13 protein-coding genes are annotated in these 15,401 nt (G+C 67.8%); 6 read left to right on the top strand and 7 right to left on the bottom strand.

All coding sequences use genetic code 11. The features are described 5' to 3' along the window. A partial coding sequence (locus tag ACWELJ_RS03705) for an AfsR/SARP family transcriptional regulator (RefSeq protein WP_452364629.1) occupies positions 1-369 on the bottom strand: 369 nt, incomplete at its 3' end. 346 nt (positions 370-715) lie between these two features. Here ACWELJ_RS03705 and ACWELJ_RS03700 point away from each other — a divergent pair. From ACWELJ_RS03700 to ACWELJ_RS03685, 4 genes are all read left to right on the top strand, one after another. Next, a complete protein-coding gene (locus ACWELJ_RS03700; protein WP_452364628.1) occupies positions 716-2,260 on the top strand; it encodes an MFS transporter in 1,545 nt (514 codons plus the stop codon). 237 nt (positions 2,261-2,497) lie between these two features. After that, on the top strand, positions 2,498-3,673 hold the full coding sequence (tuf, locus tag ACWELJ_RS03695) for an elongation factor Tu (protein ID WP_452364627.1): 1,176 nt from the start codon (positions 2,498-2,500) through the stop codon (positions 3,671-3,673). Between the two features lie 104 nt (positions 3,674-3,777). Then, complete coding sequence (locus tag ACWELJ_RS03690; protein WP_452364626.1) at positions 3,778-4,935, top strand: acyl-CoA dehydrogenase family protein; 1,158 nt, start codon at positions 3,778-3,780, stop codon at positions 4,933-4,935. Between the two features lie 82 nt (positions 4,936-5,017). Beyond that, the gene (locus ACWELJ_RS03685; RefSeq protein ID WP_452364625.1) at positions 5,018-6,490 is read left to right on the top strand and encodes a DUF222 domain-containing protein; all 1,473 of its coding nucleotides are present in this window, start codon (positions 5,018-5,020) and stop codon (positions 6,488-6,490) included. Between the two features lie 361 nt (positions 6,491-6,851). Here ACWELJ_RS03685 and ACWELJ_RS03680 read toward each other — a convergent pair whose 3' ends face one another. After that, positions 6,852-7,667: an SDR family oxidoreductase gene (locus tag ACWELJ_RS03680; RefSeq protein ID WP_452364624.1), complete on the bottom strand. Its 816-nt coding sequence runs from the start codon at positions 7,665-7,667 to the stop codon at positions 6,852-6,854. A 410-nt stretch (positions 7,668-8,077) separates the two neighbouring features. Between ACWELJ_RS03680 and ACWELJ_RS03675 the strand changes: the two genes are divergently transcribed. Continuing rightward, entirely contained in the window at positions 8,078-9,070 is a 993-nt protein-coding gene (locus ACWELJ_RS03675; protein ID WP_452364623.1) for an AraC family transcriptional regulator, read from the top strand. Positions 9,071-9,073: 3 nt separating this feature from the next. Here ACWELJ_RS03675 and ACWELJ_RS03670 read toward each other — a convergent pair whose 3' ends face one another. The 3 genes from ACWELJ_RS03670 to ACWELJ_RS03660 all read right to left on the bottom strand — a co-directional run bounded on the left by ACWELJ_RS03670 (position 9,074) and on the right by ACWELJ_RS03660 (position 11,531). Then, positions 9,074-9,604, bottom strand: coding sequence for a hypothetical protein (locus ACWELJ_RS03670; protein WP_452364622.1), 531 nt, complete (start codon positions 9,602-9,604; stop codon positions 9,074-9,076). 155 nt (positions 9,605-9,759) lie between these two features. Further along, on the bottom strand, positions 9,760-11,172 hold the full coding sequence (locus tag ACWELJ_RS03665; protein WP_452364621.1) for a DUF1254 domain-containing protein: 1,413 nt from the start codon (positions 11,170-11,172) through the stop codon (positions 9,760-9,762). 116 nt (positions 11,173-11,288) lie between these two features. Then, positions 11,289-11,531, bottom strand: a complete 243-nt coding sequence (locus tag ACWELJ_RS03660) for a hypothetical protein (RefSeq protein ID WP_452364620.1) — start codon at positions 11,529-11,531, stop codon at positions 11,289-11,291. Between the two features lie 233 nt (positions 11,532-11,764). Between ACWELJ_RS03660 and ACWELJ_RS03655 the strand changes: the two genes are divergently transcribed. Beyond that, positions 11,765-12,421 carry a lysophospholipid acyltransferase family protein gene (locus ACWELJ_RS03655; RefSeq protein WP_452364619.1) on the top strand — a complete coding sequence of 219 codons (657 nt, stop codon included), beginning with the start codon at positions 11,765-11,767 and terminating at the stop codon, positions 12,419-12,421. A 12-nt stretch (positions 12,422-12,433) separates the two neighbouring features. Here ACWELJ_RS03655 and ACWELJ_RS03650 read toward each other — a convergent pair whose 3' ends face one another. Together ACWELJ_RS03650 and ACWELJ_RS03645 are read right to left on the bottom strand one after the other, a co-directional pair. After that, positions 12,434-12,841 (bottom strand): RidA family protein, encoded by a 408-nt coding sequence (locus ACWELJ_RS03650; protein WP_452364618.1) that lies wholly within the window; start codon positions 12,839-12,841, stop codon positions 12,434-12,436. Next, complete coding sequence (locus tag ACWELJ_RS03645) at positions 12,829-15,381, bottom strand: SDR family NAD(P)-dependent oxidoreductase (RefSeq protein ID WP_452364617.1); 2,553 nt, start codon at positions 15,379-15,381, stop codon at positions 12,829-12,831. Before ACWELJ_RS03645 ends, ACWELJ_RS03650 begins: the two co-directional genes overlap by 13 nt. Positions 15,382-15,401 lie beyond the last annotated feature (20 nt).

Genomic DNA, 15,401 nt, shown 5'->3' with positions numbered 1-15,401 from the left:
GGGGTCCTCGCGCCGCAGCCGTTCGGCCGCGGCGACCTGGCCCGCGACCTCGTGAATGTCGGTGTGGCCGGGCGGCAGTCGCAGCACGTAGCCGTCGCCGACGGAGACCAGCAGGTTCGAGGGTCCGCGATTGGCGCGGCCGGGTTCGAGTTCGCGGCGGAGTTTGGCGACGTGGGTGCGCAGCGCGGGGACGGCGCGCAGCACCGGGTCCTCGCCCCAGATGCCTTCGACGAGTTCGGCGGCCGTGACCGCCTTGCCCTCGCGCAGCAATAGTGCGGCGAGCACCGCCCGCCGTTGTGGCGGGCCCAGATCCAAGGGCGTGTCCCCGCGCCATGCGCGGACCTCGCCCAGTACCGAGAACCTCAGCAAACCGACCTCCCCGTTCGGCAGTCTAGAGGGGCCGGGCCGCCGCCGATCAGCCGCCTGTCCTGCACCGATCCTCACCTTTCCGCTCGAACACCGGGCCTGCCTCCGGGGTTCGCCTACATCCTGCGCGTCACACCGCGTACGTGTGGGCCATTGGCCGAGCCGACCGGCGGCCGTCCGCGGCGGCCATTGGCCGGCTGTTGGTGGTCGGAGCTGAAGGACGTGCTGAAGCCGGGCGCGCTGGCGACCCTGTCGAGCTGATCGGCTGTCGCCGAACCGATATCGCGCGGCCGTCCGCCACGCCGATCGAAACCGGACAGCTGTTATCGGCGCCCCGTAACCTGGGGAGGTGGCAATCGGTGACACGTCGCGCGGTGCGGCGCGGCCCGGAATCGCGTTGGCCACGGTCACCGCGGTCCTGTTCGTAACCTTCCTCGACACGACCGTCGTCAGCGTCGCGCTGGCCGACATCCGCTCAGACCTGAGCACCGATGTCCAGCTGCTGCAATGGGTCGTCAACGCCTACACGCTGGTGTTCGCGAGCCTGATGCTGGCCGCCGGATCGCTCGGCGACCGCTGGGGCCGCAAACGGGTGATGGTGATCGGACTGGTGATCTTCGGTGCCGGATCGGTGATTTCGGCACTGGCCACGAGCGTGCCCGTGCTGATCTTCGGGCGCGCCGTCATGGGGCTGGGGGCGGCCGCGTCCGAGCCGGGCACCTTGTCGGTACTGCGGCAGGTGTTCCCCGAGGCCCGGACCCGCGCCAAGGCGCTGGGGGTGTGGGCGGCGGTGTCCGGGCTGGCGCTGGCCGCGGGGCCGGTGCTGGGCGGGGCGCTGGTGGGGGCGTGGGGATGGCGGTCGATCTTCTGGTTCAACCTGATCATCGGCGTCGTGGTGCTGGCGGCGGCGCTGCGCTACGTACCCGAGAGCGCGGATCCACAACCGGGGCAGCCGGATTGGCTCGGCTCGCTGCTCGGCGCGATCTTCCTGAGCGCGGTGATCTTCGCGGCGATCACGGGCGAGGACCGGGGGTATGACGCGCCGTCGGTGATCGCGTTGTTCGCGGTGGGGGCGATCGCGTTCGTGGCGTTCCTGATCGTCGAGACGCGAGTCCGCAACCCGGTCTTCGATTTCCGGTATCTGCGGCTGCCGCCGGTGCGGAGCGCGCTGGTGGTCGCGTTCGCGGTCTACTTCGGGGTCTTCTCGATCTTCTTCTTCACCGCGCTGTATCTGCAGGTGATGATCCACTATTCGGCCGGGCGCACGGCGGCGGTGTTCGCGCCGATGGCGGTCGCCATCGTGGGCGGATCGCTGGCGGCGGGGTTCTGGGTGGCGCGCAGCGGGGCGCGGATGCCGATGATCGCAGGGTGCGTCGTGGGGGCGGGCGGCATTCTGCTGACCCGGCATTCGCTGGACGGCACGGTCGAATTCACGCCGCTGGCGATCACGCTGGCGGTCGCCGGGCTCGGGTTCGGAATCGCGGTGGTGCCCTTGACCTCAGCTGTCCTGACCGGAGTGCCCGCCGAGCATTCGGGCATGGCCGCGGCGGCCACCAACACCATGCGGCAGGTCGGGGCGGCGGTCGGGGTCGCGGTGCTCGGGTCCCTGGTCAACGGGTTCCTCACCGCCGATCTGCGCACTCGTATGACCGAGTTGGGTCTGCCGGACAACCTGCAACCGATCGCCATCGACGCCGTCGAGCGCGGGCGTATCCCAGCCGGTGTCGACCTGGCCACGGCGCTGAAATACGCCCCGCATGTGAACGAGGTGCTACAGACGGCGACCGTCGCCTTCCATCACGGACTCGATGTGGCGCTGCTGGTTTCGGCCGTCATGATCCTGGCCGCGGCGGGTTTCGTCGCCGTCAGCCGGTTCGGCCCGGTGCGAAAATAACTGGCGCGAGACAGCTTCCGCCGGGCAGCATGTCTCGCATGTTCCCGCAGTCCATCGCCGCATACCCCGCAGTCGCGGGCGCGACGGCTGCGCTCCACCTCCCTGCGCTTGTCCTGGTGGCATCCGCATTCGACGGCGCACGACGCTGACCTTCTCCGGGACGTCCCGGGACCTCGGACGGGGAAGGTCGGCTCGCTGCTGAGGTCCCCCTCGAACATCCCGGATGGAGAATTCATCATGGCCAAGCAGGCCTATGTCCGAACCAAGCCGCACCTGAACATCGGCACCATGGGTCACGTCGACCACGGCAAGACCACGCTGACCGCCGCCATCACCAAGGTGCTGGCCGAGCGCGGCGGTACCGCTTTCGTCCCGTTCGATCGGATCGACCGGGCGCCGGAGGAGATCGAGCGCGGCATCACCATCAATATCGCCCACGTCGAATACGAGACGGCGACACGGCATTACGCGCACGTGGACATGCCGGGGCACGCCGACTTCGTGAAGAACATGATCACCGGCGCGGCCCAGCTCGACGGGGCCATCCTGGTGGTGTCGGCGGACGACGGCGTGATGCCGCAGACCGCCGAGCACGTGCTGCTGGCGCGGCAGGTGGGCGTCGAGCACATCGTGGTCGCGCTCAACAAGTCCGATGTCGCCGACGGCGAGCTGCTCGAGCTCATCGAGCTGGAGGTGCGAGAGCTGTTGTCCGCCAACGGCTACGACGGCGACGGCGTCCCCGTGGTGCCGGTGTCCGGGCTGCGGGCGCTCGAGGGCGACGAGCACTGGTCGAACCAGCTGGTCCGGCTGCTCGACGCCGTCGACGAGTTCGTGCCCATGCCGGAGCGCTACCTCGACGCGCCGTTCCTCATGCCGGTGGAGAACGTGCTCACCATCACCGGCCGCGGCACCGTGGTGACGGGGGCGGTGGAGCGCGGCGTGGTCCGGATGGGCGACAAGGTCGCGGTGCTCGGCTACGGCGGCGCGATCGAGGCCGTGGTCACCGGCGTCGAGACCTTCGGCCGCACCATGGAATCGGCCGAGGCCGGCGACAATGTCGCGCTGCTGCTGCGCGGTGTGCAACGCGGTCAGGTGGCGCGCGGTCAGGTGGTCGCGGCGGTGGGCAGCATCGCCGTGCACACCGGTTTCACCGCGCGCGTCCGGCTGCTGACCGCCGCGCAGGGTGGTCGGCGCACGCCCATCGCCAGCGGCTACCGCCCGCAGTTCTTCGTCCGTACGGGCGATGTCTCCGGGCAGGTGACGCTGCCGGAAGGGCGTGCCATGCCGGGTGACACCGTCGAACTGGCGGTGACCCTCGACCGCGCGGTTCCGCTGGAACCGGGTCTGGGATTCGCCGTGCGCGAAGGCAACCTGACGGTCGCCGCGGGCACGGTACTCACGGTCGACGGGTAGGCGTCGGATGCGAGTGGTCGAGGACGGATCGAATCCGTCCTCGACCACCCCGATTGGCCGGGATTCTCTGGTCCCGCGCGGCGATCGTCCACAACCATGGGTCCATGGAACGAGGGCACTACGGTGACGATCATCTGGCATTCGCCGAGCTGGCGAGGGGATTCGTGCGCAAGGAGGTCGCGCCGCACTACCTGGGATGGGAAGCGGCCGGGATCGTGCCGCGGTCGGTGTTCGCGCGGGCCGGCGACCTGGGACTGCTCGGATTCGCGGTGCCGCAGAGCTACGGCGGGCTGGGCGTCGCGGACTTCCGGTTCAACCAGATCCTCATCGAGGAGTTCATGGAGGCCGACTGCGCGGGAGTGGGACTGAACTTCGCCCTGCACAATGACATCTGCACGCCGTACCTGGTGGATCTGACGACCGAGGAACAGCGGGAGCGGTGGCTGCCGGGGTTCGTGGCGGGGACCCGGATCGCGGCCATCGGCATGACCGAGCCGGGAGCGGGCTCCGATGTCGCCGGAATCCGCACGGCGGCAGTCGATATGGGCGACCACTTCGTGGTGAACGGCGCGAAGACGTTCATCACCAACGGTATCAACGCGGATCTGGTGATCACCGCCGTGCGGACCTCCGCCGAACGGCACGCCGGGGTGACCGTGATGGTGCTCGAGCGCGGCATGGAGGGCTTCGAACGCGGCCGCAACCTCGACAAACTCGGGCTGCATTCGCAGGACACGGCCGAACTCGGCTTCACCGACGTGCGGGTGCCCAAGGAGAACGTGCTCGGGGAGGTGGGCCGGGGATTCACCTATCTGATGCGGAACCTGCCCCAGGAACGGATGCAGATCGCCGTCGCCTGCCTGGCCCGGGCCCGGGTCGCCCTACGGACGACCATCGAATACGTCGGGGAGCGTGAGGCTTTCGGGCAGCCGATCGGGGCGTTCCAGAACACCAAGTTCACCCTCGCCGACGTGGCCACCGAGGTGTCGGTCGCGGAAGCGTTCATCGACAAGTGTGTTGTGGAGTTGAACGCGGGGCGGTTGACGCCCGCCGATGCCGCGAAGGCCAAGCTGTGGGCTTCGGAGATGGAGTTTCGGTGCATCGACCGGTGTCAGCAGTTGTTCGGTGGTTACGGGTATATGCGTGAATACCCGATCGCGCGGATGGCTGCGGACGCGCGGATCACTCGGGTGTACGGGGGGACTTCCGAGATCATGCGGGAGATTATCGGCCGGGATTTGCGGCTGACCGAACGGTCGTAATTGTATGGTGAGAATCTGAAAAGCGCTGCTATATATGGTAATTCGTGTCACGGGTGAAGGTGGGAATTGATAGAATAGGGGCATGAAATTGGGCGGGCCGATTCTCAGCGAGGACATCACGGTGGGCGATGCCACCGGTGTGGTGTTCGATGCTGTGGACGTTCTGCTCAATGACTCCCTGGATCCGATGGCGGATGAGGATCTCGTGGAATTGATGCGGGATTGGGAGACCACGCGCCGCCGGATGGCCGCCTTCGAGCACAAGCTGATTCGGGAGATCGAGATTCGGAACCTGCCGGAAAAGGCCGGGGCGAAAACGGTTTCGAAGTACCTCGAACAAACCCTGCGCCTCGGCCACGGCGACGCTTGTGCGCGGGTGCGGGCCGCGGAACAGCTCGGGGTGCGCCAGTCCGGCGGTGAGGTGTTGGAGCCTCGGCTGCCCTGGACCGCCGCCTACCAGCAGATGGGCATGGTGTCGGCGGACTCCGCGCGGCGGATCGCGCAGATCATGGACCGCATCCCCGCCGAAACCGCCGTCGAGGACCGCGAACTCGCCGAATTCCAGTTGGCGGGCTTCGCCGCACAGTCCACGCCGGACGACCTGCCGAAGATCGGCGACCGGATCCTCGGCTACCTCGACCCGGATGGCCGGTTCACCCGCGAGGTCGACCGGCAGCGTCGCCGTGGCGTGACGCTCGGGAAGCAGGGCGTCGACGGGATGTCGGTGATCACCGCGCAGGTGACGCCCGCGCTGCGCGCCGTGCTGGACCCGATCTTCGCCAGCTTGGCGCGGCCGGGCATGTGCCATGCCGATGATGCCGAAAGCCCCTGGACCACCGAAGGACTCGACGACGAAGCCCTCGCGGGGTTGGAGCGCGCAGCACGCCGCGATCCCCGCACGGCCGCGCAGCGCAACCACGACGCGTTGCTGGCGTTCCTGCGCCCCGAAATGGGCCCGGAGAACACCGGTCAGCACCGCGGGCTGCCCGTGTCCACGATCATCACCATGTCGCTCGCGGAGGTCGAAGCCGCCGCCGGTGTCGCCACCACCGCTTCTGGTGGGACCGTGCCGCTGGAAGAAGCGTTGCAGCTGGCGCAGAAGTCCAAGCCGTTCCTGACGATCTTCGACCACGCCGGACGCCCCCTGCACCTGGGCCGGTCCAAGCGCCTCGCCAACTCCGCACAGCGGATGGCCTTGATCGCCACCGAGCGCGGCTGCACCCGCCCCGGCTGTTCTGCTCCGGCCACTCTGACCCAGGTGCACCACGTCACCGAATGGAACAAGGGCGGCAAGACGGACATCGAAAACCTGACTTTGGCCTGCGACGCGTGCCACGCGCTCATCCATGACGGGCCGGGCGGCTGGAAAACCATTGCCATGCCAGAAGATTCCGAGTACGCGGGCCGTACCGGGTGGATAGCGCCAGCGCATATCGACCCGAGCCGAACTCCGCAGGTCAACGACCGCCACCACGCGGGTGAACTGATGGCCGCGTCGCTGGCGCGACTGCGCGATCGCACCCGCCCACCGGTCAAATGGTGGTCACGCCCCTAAAACGAGTCCGAGCCTCACCGAAGGTGGGGTACTTCGGGCTGCCTGCGTCACGAATGCTCGTGCCACAAGCGCGTTCGCAAACCTACAGAGAGTGTGGCCGCCTCGCCTGCCCTACCGGACTGGGGCTGACGCCAAGCCACGAGCCGTCACCCGCCGATCCCAGCCCACGGACTGCACGCATCACCCTCTACAGAAAACGCCTATCCCGTCGTCTTCCCCGGGACGACGCGCGGCCGAGCCTGAGTGGGGCTGGTAGGTGAGCGGGCCTCGCAAGCTCGGCCACCCTCTCTCTTCTCCAGGCGTCTTTTGTCCTTTGGTCTCTTATCTTTGGGTCTTTGGCTTCTTTGGGTCTTTGATTTCTCTATCGTTTGAGCCCTTGAGCCGCCGCAATCACACGCTCCATGACACCCCGCGGCAGCACCCGGCGAATCGCGAACATCAATGGCGCGTTACTACCCACCGCATAGAGGGGCTTAGGCCGGTCCGAGCTGGCCGCCGCCACAATGGTTTCCGCCACCTGAGTCGGCGAAATGCCCTTGCTCATCTGCGCATCGAGACGAGCCATGAACTTGGTGAAGTCCGCAGTGTGCGGCGACCCTTCGTCGATGTACTTGGTCCGGCGCTCACTCAGCCCGGTATCGATCTGCCCGGGCTCGACGGTAGTGATCCAGACTCCGAACGGAGACTCCTCGAACCGAGCCGCGGTAGCGAACCCCCGCAAAGCAGCCTTGGTCGCCACATAGGACGACCGATACGGCATCGGGAAGCTGCCGAGCATGGAACCCACCATGACGATCCGCCCGTAGCCACGCTCACGCATGCCCGGCAGCACCGCCTGAGTCAACGCCACGGCCCCGAAAACATTGAGCTGGAACAGTCTTTCGATCGCCTCGCGCGGCAGATCGGACAACGGCCCCGCCTGACTCTCCCCGGCATTGTTGATCAACACATCGATCGCCCCGAGCTCGGCGGTGAACCGTTCGATCGACTCCAGATCGGTGATGTCGAGCGCGCGGTACTCGACTCCGGGCGCGCGGTCGGCCTCGGCGAGGTTGTCAGGGTTGCGGCTGGTGCCGATCACCTTGTGCCCGCGGGCCGCGAAGGCCGCGGCGGTGGCTTTGCCGATGCCGGAGGACGCGCCGGTGACGACCACGGTGCGGGTCGATGAGCTGCTCATACCGTGCACGTTATCGGGTGTGCCGGCAGCGTGCCTGGCGGCGTTCGGACGCGCATTCGCCGGTAACTGATCGGATGCCGAGCCAGAGGCCGACGCCGAACGCGGGGACCGCGAGCATGGGAACTAGCAGGATCGCGGTGGAACTCATGGGGCAGACCTCGATTGCTGGTCGTCGTCCGAACCGGTTGTGGATGAATCGCACCGGCGCATCGGCTGTTACGTGACGAATCGCGTTCCGCGCGTCGCGCGCATCACCGCTGCTCGATCGAAAATGTCGGATGCGCCACACCGGGCGGTCTCTCGTTGATATGTTTCGCCAACCCGATGGGGAACAGACATTTGGGTCGGGAGTAGTCGAAGAGGACAAAGCGCACATGCTCGACTGGGATCTAGCCAGGCACACGTCCGGCGTGCACATTCTGACCCGGCTCGCCAACGAACGAGGGATGCCGATGGGGGAGTGCCTCGCCGGGGTCGATCTGGCGCCCGAAGCGGTGATGGATCACACCGCGGAAGTGACGGCGCGGCAAGAACTCGCGGTGGTGCGGAATCTGCTCGCGCGGTTCGGCCGGGAACCGGGGCTCGGCGTGGAGGCGGGGACGCGATATCCGGTATCGCTGTCGGGACCCTGGGGTCTGGCCCTGCTGGCCAGCCGGACCCTGCGGGACGCGATCGTGGTGGCGCCGGGATACGTCGAGCTGGTGTTCACGTTCGGGCAGGTGACCTTCGAGGAAGTGGACGGCGAGGGGCGTCTGCGGTTCGACGACCGCGACGTCCCGGACGACGTGCGCGCCTTCCTGGCCGAACGGGTGCTGACCGGAATCCAGATGATCGGCCGCGAGCTGTACTCGGTGAACGTCCCGGTCCGCCGCGTCAGTTTCCGGCACGCCGCACCCCTCGATACCAGCCGTTACCGGTCGGTTTTCGGGGTGGAGCCGCTCTTCGGAACCAGCGTCGACGAACTCGCCTTCGACTCCTCGTTCCTGGACGTGGTCCTACCGCAACCGACCGAACAGGCCCGCAGCACCTGCGAGCAGATGTGCCAGGAACTGCTCGCGCGCCGCTACGTCCGCTCCGGATTCGCGGCCGTGGTGCGCGGGGTGCTGATCCGCGATCCGGGCGTGATCCCCGATCAGTCGGCCGTGGCCGCCGGGCTGTTCGTCAGCCCGCGCACCCTGTCGCGGCGGCTCAACGAGGAGGGCACCTCGTTCCGTGCCCTGCTCGACGAAGTGCGCCAAACCCTTTCGGAGGAACTACTGGACCGCACCGACATGACCACCGAACAGGTGGCGGCGCGTCTGGGCTACGCCGAGGCCGCCTCCTTCATCCGCGCCTTCCGGCGCTGGCAGGGCTGCCCACCGCAGGAGTACCGCGCCCGCGGGCGCACCCCGGCACTCGTGTAGCCCTCACCCGTGCGCGGTCAGGAAGCTGCCCGCGTGCAGGGTGGTGCCGAAACCCGGTGCGAATTCACCGTATTCGTAGACGACGCGGCCACCGACCACGGTGGCCGCCACCGCCCGGTCATTGCGATTGACCATGCGCCGCAACCCCGTCGGCGAGCAGCTCACCGCGCCGCAGGGCGTCCCGGATATCGAGTGCGGCGCTGCCGGACCCGAACTCCTCGAACACCACCAGATCCACTCCGTCGGCGTACACCTCGAACGGCACGGCAGATGCTGCCACCGGAAGCGTGCTCCGCCAACGGTATTCGCGATCCACGCCGACGCCATGGCGGCCCGCGCGGTGGTGCGGTCGGCCTTGACGTCCATGCCCGCGATGAGGGTCGTCTTCAGCGGCGCGCGGAAGCGGCCCGCGCTCGGCGCGAAGTACTTGACCAGTTCGGCGCGGGTGGTCAGGTTCGGGGTGCTCTGATGCACCCGGCCGCGGCGCCGCAGCACGGCGTTGAGGGCCCGGTACTCGGTGTCATCGCAGCTCACCCCCGTCGATCGGTCCTGCTACATGGCGGATGTCGTACACGCTTATAAGCGCAGTATCCGCCCGCGGATGGTCACTGTGACGGGAACGGCGGTGGCCGGGCGCGGCTCGAGATCGAGTCCTCGCCCGGCCACCGCCGTCACTCGAACGACCAGAACTAGGCCTTGGTCACCTTCGGCGGGGTCCAGCTGCCGTCGGAGATGGCCTGCTCGGGCCAGTAGGTCCGCAGGATCATCTCGAAATCACCGGGCGGAGTGGGGAGCCAGTTGGCTTCCTTGTCCGCGCCCGGCGAGGTCTGCTGGAGGTAGAGGGTGATGCCGCCGTCCGGGTTGCGTACCAGGTTCGGCAGCATCGGCGAATTGATCAGGTAGCGGTTGATCGGATTCTCCACCAGCAGGATCTCCGGCAGCTTGTACATGGTCACCGACCAGAACGCCTTCACCGGCGGCAGTTTCCCGTCGGGGAAGGTGAGGGTGTAGTTGTTGGCGCCGTTGAGCTTCGCGCCGGTGGTGTCGTTGGTGAGCGGGAAGTACATGGCCTCGGCGCCCGGCAGACCCAGGATGCCCATGACCGCGCCGGCGAAGCGGTACAGGTAGTTCCCCTTCAGCTGTTCGGCGGACCCGAACAGCTGACCGGAGTTCACCTTGCCGGTCTCCAGCTCGTTTTTCTGGAAGGCATGCAGGTCCGACCAGGCGTCGGCCATGCCGTCCTGGAACGCCTTGCGGTCATCGGCACTGAGCTTCGCGGGATCGAAATCACCGTCCGGACCGATTCCGATCTTCGCGAATCGGTCGCGCAGTTCCCGCTCGTCGGGCTGGACCGGCGCGTACTTCAGCGTGAAGTTGAGGACCTTGAAGAAGTCGAGCGAGGTCTGCTCCTGCTCCGGCGTCAGCGGCGTGATGAAGTCGACCGCCGGCGCGGCGGCCGGGGCCGGCTTGTTCTCGAACGCCGACAGCGGCTTCACCTGGTACTCCGACTGGATCTTCTTGACGTTGTCCAGATCGGCCGGATCGAACAACTGGGTGCGGTACAGCACCATCGAGAAGTCGGTCGCCGAGGTGATCACCTTGTCGACCCCGGCGGGTTTGTCGCCCTTCCAGCCGGGACCGGCGAGCAGGTAAGTGCCGCCGCCGTTCCCGGTGGTCCGGCTCCCGAGCAGGTCATAGACGTAGGTGTAGTTGTCGATGAACTGGACCGAGTAGTAGCGCTTCTCCTCGATCGGCGGCACGGTGAGCACCAGCGGCTCGGTCCGCAGGTCCGCGACCAGGAACGAGTACGGCGTGTCCGAATTGGGCGTTTGCACGGCCGTGTCCGCCGGGGTGAAAACCCGGGCGATACTGTGCAGTTCGTTCCAGCCACCCATGTATTGGCTGCTGTTCTTGTCCACCACATACGAATTCTCGATGCGGTACATGTCGACCATCGGAAAGCCGTATGTGTAGGCTTCCTTGGCGATCTTGCGGACCTCGTCCGAACCGGTGGAGCTGTCGTTCGACTTGGTTCCGCAACCCGCGGCCACCGCGGTGACCGCCGCGACGAGACAAACGGCTGAGACCTTCCAGAACCTCATTCGCTCTCCCACATGTCATGACTCCGTTTCGCCGGAGACGATTCCGGCATTTGGAGACAGTACCGATCGGAAAGACCGGGGAGTCGAACATTTATGGGCGTGGCGAGGCGACCACTCTAGGGTGTCGGTGCGATACAGAACGGTTCACAGGATGCCGGGGCATTCGGCACGGTGCTGGTGGGCTCGTCGAAATAGGCGAGGCTCACCAACATTGCGACAATGATTCCGAAAATCAGAACCGCCGCGGAAGCGATCGCCACCCACGCCCAATTGAGTCTCGGGAATGTGATGACCGGGGTCCCGTCATCGGCCACGACGAACAGCACCGCGGCGCTCGCCGGGGACCGGCGCAGCTGCATCAAAACACTGTTACGCCACCAGTTTCCGACCATGGCAGCACACGACCTTCGCAGAATTTTCGGTGTGATATTGCCGTGAGTACAGCAACCACCAGGCTACGCCCAAAATGTCTTGATAGCCATAGGCTATTTCTCGAAATACGTGGTGGTGGCCGAGTAGTTTCGCGGTGGTCTCCGTTCGGTTACCGAACGAGGATGAAAACCGTTGTCACAACCATTGATCCGGGAGAGCCATGAACACCGACGCACGACGACCCCGAGGGCTGGGCAAACGGGCTTGGCTCACAACGCAATTCGTCCGCCGGATCCTGCGCGCCCTGGCCTGGTCGCGCTTCGTCCACGTCACGGTGCTCGGCCGCGACCGGGTGCCCGCGCATGGTCCGGTGATCATCGCGAGCAATCACATCTCCCTGCTCGACGCGGTCTTCCTGTGGGGCGCGCTGCGGCGGCGCGCGGTGGCCATCGCCATGGCCGAGCTGTGGACCTGGCCCGTTGTCGGACAGCTGGTGCGGCTGCTGGGCCACATTCCGGTGATCCGCCGCGACCCCGACTCCGGGCGCACCGCGGTGGGCCGCGCGGCGCAGGTACTGCGCTTCGGCGGCGTGCTCATCATCTACCCGGAGGGCCGCCTGGTCCCGGCCGGCGAGCGCGAACCGTACAAACCGGGCGTCGCGACGCTGGCCATGGCGACCGGTGTCCCGATCCTCCCGGTCGCCACCACGGGCACCGACGGCGTGCTACCCATGCGCCGGGGCGGCACGGGCCGCCGATTCAACCGCCACCATCCAGTTACCATCCATTTCGGAACACCCATCGACCCTGCGGAATTCGACGATCCGGAGAAACTCCTGGAGGTTCTGCGGCACGAAATCGAGGGCCTGCGCGGCTGAGAACCGGTGCGCTCAGGCCGTTTCCGGCACGATCGCGTCGGCTTCGATTTCGACCAGCAACGCGGGATCGATCAGGCTGCTCACTTCGACCATTGTCGCCGCCGGGCGGATCGTCGCGAAGACTTCGCCGTGCGCCTTGCCGACCTCTTCCCAGCGCGAGATATCGGTGACGAAGATTCGGGTGCGCACGACGTTCTCGGGTGTCGCGCCGACTTCGGCCAGCGCGGCCACAATTCGGCGCAAGGCTTCACGAGTCTGCTCGGCGATATCGTTACCGCCCACCGCGCCTCCGTCCGGGCCGACCGCCGTGGTCCCCGCCACCGATATCCAGGGGCCGACCCGGACCGCGCGCGAATAACCGACGATCGGCTCCCACCGCGCGCCGGAGGAAACATACTGTCGCTGCGTCATGCGCCCCATTGTGCATTGATGAGCGTCGGAAGTTGTTGCCGCCGTAACTTGCCCGCCGTGGTGCGCGGCAGTTCCGGGACGAAGACGATATCGCGCGGCACCTTGTACCCGGCCAGCGTCGTCTTGATGTGCCGTTGCAGGGTGCGGGCGTTCACCCGGGCGCCGGGCTCGAGTACGACGGCCGCGACCAGCCGCTGCCCGAAGTCGTCGTCGGGCACCCCGACCGCGCCCGCGTCCGCCACCGCCGGATGGGCCAGCAGCGCCTCCTCGACCTCCTGCGGGAAGACGTTCTCACCGCCGGACACGACCATGTCGTCGGAGCGGCCGTCCACGAACAAGCGGCCCTCGGCATCGAAATGCCCGAGATCGCCGGAGTCCATGTGCTTTCCGACCATCTCCTTGGTCCGGCCGTCGCTGTAGCCGTGGAACATGCCCGGGTTCTTGTTGACGATCCGGCCGGTGACGCCGGCGGGCAGCTCGCGGCCGTCGCGGTCGACGATGCGAATATCCACGATCCCGGTCGGCGGGCGGCCGACGGTACCGGGCGCGGCCCGCAGATCGGCGGGCGTGGCGAAGGTTCCGGCGCCGGTCTCGGTGGAGGCGTAGCCGTTGAACAGCACCTCGCCGAACTCGTCCAGGCACGCGGTGGCCAGCCACGGCGGCAGCGGAGCGGCCCCGCACACCAGCATGCGCAGGCTCGACAGATCGTGGCCGCGGCGCACCTCGGGAGGCAACGCCATCACCCGGCCGAGCATGGTCGGGACCACGCAGACGATCTGCGCGCGGTGGCGCTCGATATCGGCGAGCAGGGTCGCGGCATCGAATCGCGCGTGCACCACCACGGTCGAACCGAGCAGGAACGCGCCCGCGGTGGCCAGGAACCCGTAGGTGTGATGCAGCGGCGGCGCGACCACCATCGGCTGGCCGAGCCGCGGGATCGGCGCGACCCGCGCGAGATCGCCCACGGCCAGCAGCATGCGCGGGCTCAGCGAACCCGCCGCCCCCGCGCCGACCGTACGCGGCGCGCCCTTGGGCACCCCGGTCGTCCCGCCCGTGAGCAGGATCAGCGCGCCTCCGGACGCGGGCTCGCGCACCGGCGGTCCACCCGCCGCCACCAATTCCGCCACCGTCGGCAGGCCAGCGGCCGCGCCCCGGACCACCACGCGCCGCCCGGCGTATCCGGACTTCTCGATCTCGTCGTGGAATTCGCCGTCGTAGAGCAGCAATTCGACGCGTTCGCGATCGAGCACCTCACCGATCTGCGGACCGGCGAAGCCATAATTCAAGGGCACCAGATCCGCCGAGAGCCGCGCGGCCGCGTACGCCGCCAGCACGAATCCGCGATGGTTGCGGCACAACACCCCGACCCGCTGCCCGCGCCCGATCCGCCAGCGTGCTCGCAGCGCCGCCGCCAGCGCCCGCACCTGCCGATCCAGCTCGGCCGCGGTGATCGGGCCGTCGTCATCGATCATGGCGGGCCGGTCCGGGAACCGCGCCGCGAACAGCGACAGCGCCGTGGCGAGCCCGACACCGTCGCGTAATGCCATGGCCAGTTGGGGAATCCGGGACAGCGGCAGCTGCTCGAGCACGCCGCCGGCCGGAATCCACCCGGCCACCGTGACCGCGTCGTCGAGCAGCTTCACCGCGCGCTCCAGGCGGCCGAGCGGCCCGGCCCAATCCACCGGGCGGTTGTTCCAGTTCCCGGCCTTCGCGTACCACGTCAGCATCCGTTGCGCCGCGGGGGAACTGTCCAGCGCGTAGGACAGCGGTGCGCTCACCCGCTCCCACCACGGCCGAATCGCCAAGGGGCGGTCCACGATCGCCCGGCACACCAGGCTCGCCGCCTCCTCGGTCGACATGCTCGGGGTGTAGCGGTAGATCCGGTAGGGGCCCAGCATCTCCGAGCGCACCAATTGCAGGTGCACCGTGGTGACGTCGATGCCGTCGGCCCGCAATTCCGGTGCGGCGCCGCGCATCCAGGAGTTGAACGCCGACTTGGAGGCGATATACGCGGTCCAGCCCACGCCGGGGCCGTGCACGCCGGCGGTGCTGATGTTCACGATATGGCCCTGCCCCCGGGCGCGCATGGACGGCAGCAGGCTCATGACCAGCCGCGCGGGGCCGAGGAAATTGATCCGCGCGGTGTCGTCGATATTGTCCCAGCGGTCCAGCGAATCGGAGAGCCAGCGGCGAATCGACTTGCCCGCGTTGTTGACGAACACGTCCACGCGCCCGTGTTCGGCGAGCACCCGCTCGATCAGCGCCGCACCGGCATCGGTGTCGGACAGATCGGCCGGATAGACGTGCACCCGGCCCGGGAAATCCGCTGTCTCGGTGCGCAACTCCTCGAGCCGGGCCGCCCGGCGGGCCACCGCGAGCACGGTCGCGCCATTGGCTGCCAGCCGCAGCGCGGTCGCGCGCCCGACGCCCGAGGACGCCCCGGTCACCAGGATCACCGAACCCGTGACCGCCGGCGCGAGCCGGCGGTCGCTGATGCCGTATCCGGCCGCGCCGAGCGCGATCCGGACCGATTTCGGCAGTTCGATCATGGGCTCGGGATCCTCGGAAG

Source organism: Nocardia sp. NPDC004582 (assembly GCF_053602115.1).
The sequence above is the reverse complement of the archived record's forward strand: the minus strand, read 5'-3'. Positions and strand labels throughout refer to the sequence as shown.

What these genes read in the sequence shown, in the direction of transcription:
- ACWELJ_RS03645 (WP_452364617.1), bottom strand. Translation starts at nt 15,381, where the DNA reads ATGATCGAACTGCCGAAATCGGTCCGGATCGCGCTCGGCGCGGCCGGA.
- ACWELJ_RS03650 (WP_452364618.1), bottom strand. Translation starts at nt 12,841, where the DNA reads ATGGGGCGCATGACGCAGCGACAGTATGTTTCCTCCGGCGCGCGGTGG.
- ACWELJ_RS03665 (WP_452364621.1), bottom strand. Translation starts at nt 11,172, where the DNA reads ATGAGGTTCTGGAAGGTCTCAGCCGTTTGTCTCGTCGCGGCGGTCACC.
- ACWELJ_RS03655 (WP_452364619.1), top strand. Translation starts at nt 11,765, where the DNA reads ATGAACACCGACGCACGACGACCCCGAGGGCTGGGCAAACGGGCTTGG.
- ACWELJ_RS03660 (WP_452364620.1), bottom strand. Translation starts at nt 11,531, where the DNA reads ATGCAGCTGCGCCGGTCCCCGGCGAGCGCCGCGGTGCTGTTCGTCGTG.
- ACWELJ_RS03680 (WP_452364624.1), bottom strand. Translation starts at nt 7,667, where the DNA reads ATGAGCAGCTCATCGACCCGCACCGTGGTCGTCACCGGCGCGTCCTCC.
- ACWELJ_RS03685 (WP_452364625.1), top strand. Translation starts at nt 5,018, where the DNA reads ATGAAATTGGGCGGGCCGATTCTCAGCGAGGACATCACGGTGGGCGAT.
- tuf (WP_452364627.1), top strand. Translation starts at nt 2,498, where the DNA reads ATGGCCAAGCAGGCCTATGTCCGAACCAAGCCGCACCTGAACATCGGC.
- ACWELJ_RS03690 (WP_452364626.1), top strand. Translation starts at nt 3,778, where the DNA reads ATGGAACGAGGGCACTACGGTGACGATCATCTGGCATTCGCCGAGCTG.